At 51.4% G+C, this 838-nt stretch carries 2 rRNA genes; both read left to right on the top strand.

Features of this window, described 5'->3' with window-relative positions:
* A 23S ribosomal RNA gene (locus A3751_RS02970) occupies positions 1–511 on the top strand; the annotation flags it as partial.
* Positions 512–687: 176 nt separating this feature from the next.
* Positions 688–802 (top strand): 5S ribosomal RNA (gene rrf, locus A3751_RS02965).
* Positions 803–838: the final 36 nt, after the last annotated feature.

The following is an 838-nucleotide window of genomic DNA, read 5'->3' as shown; positions in this document are numbered from 1 at the left end:
CCGGTGGTTCTGTATGGAAGGGCCATCGCTCAACGGATAAAAGGTACTCCGGGGATAACAGGCTGATACCGCCCAAGAGTTCACATCGACGGCGGTGTTTGGCACCTCGATGTCGGCTCATCACATCCTGGGGCTGAAGCCGGTCCCAAGGGTATGGCTGTTCGCCATTTAANGTGGTACGCGAGCTNGGTTTAGAACGTCGTGAGACAGTTCGGTCCCTATCTGCCGTGGACGTTGGAAAATTGAGAAGAGCTGCTCCTNGTACGAGAGGACCGGAGTGGACGAACCTCTGGTGTTCGGGTTGTCATGCCAATGGCATTGCCCGGTAGCTATGTTCGGACAGGATAACCGCTGAAGGCATCTAAGCGGGAAGCCCCCTTCAAGATAAGTTTTCCCTGATTCCTTGAGAATCCTAAAGGGCCCTTAAAGACTATGAGGTTGATAGGCTGGGTGTGTAAGCGTTGTGAGGCGTTGAGCTAACCAGTACTAATTGCCCGTGAGGCTTGACTATATAACGCCAAAGACGCTTCGAGAGAAGTCTCTGGTGTAAAGTCCAGATCGAACGAAAGACGGATAACGAAATGATGTGAGTCGAACATCATCCAAGCGCTACTATCGCTTCCAATGTTAAAGACAACAGCAGAATTAAGTGTTGGTGATCAGTGATGGTCTTCAACCAGAGTTTTGCCTGACGACCATAGAGAACTGGAACCACCTGATCCCATCCCGAACTCAGAAGTGAAACGGTTCATCGCCGATGGTAGTGTGGGAGGTCCCATGTGAGAGTAGGTCATCGTCAGGCTTTAATCAGAAACCCCAGCAGACACCCTGCTGGGGT

Source organism: Oleiphilus sp. HI0080 (genome assembly GCF_001635135.1).
This window is presented reverse-complemented; position numbering and strand designations above follow the sequence as displayed.